This is a genomic window from Streptomyces vastus (genome assembly GCF_039532825.1).
GTDB classification, from domain to species: Bacteria; Actinomycetota; Actinomycetes; order Streptomycetales; family Streptomycetaceae; genus Streptomyces; species Streptomyces vastus.
Genome location: NZ_BAAASJ010000056.1, coordinates 4,437 through 4,831 on the forward strand (window position 1 = coordinate 4,437; position 395 = coordinate 4,831).

General features: G+C 62.8%; 1 protein-coding gene. It reads left to right on the plus strand.

Annotated elements, in window-relative coordinates; translation table 11 throughout:
• On the plus strand, positions 1-395 hold a 395-nt coding region (locus ABD357_RS24230), incomplete at both ends, for an RHS repeat-associated core domain-containing protein (protein WP_344392853.1).

The following is a 395-nucleotide window of genomic DNA, read 5'->3' on the forward strand; positions in this document are numbered from 1 at the left end:
ATACGGCTGGCTCGGCGGCTACCAGAGGTCGGCCGACACAATCAGTGGCATCACCCTCATGGGCAGCCGCCTCTACAGTTCCGACACCGGCCGCTTCCTGCAGACCGACCCGGTCTACGGGGGCAACACCAACGCGTACGTGTACCCGGCCGACCCCGTCAACGCCTACGACCTGGACGGGCGCTTCGTCATCGCCATCCCGGTTTTCATCGCGGCGGAATGGGCCATCACAGCACTCATCGCACTGGTCGCCGCGTCCGCCACCGCATGGGTCTGCCACGTCTTCGGCTGCACGGTCACCGTCTCGGGAACCGGTGTGAAAGTCCCCTGGCCGGACAAGAAATCCAAGACGGCGAAGAAATACAAGAACAAGACCTACTGGGGATACAAGATCT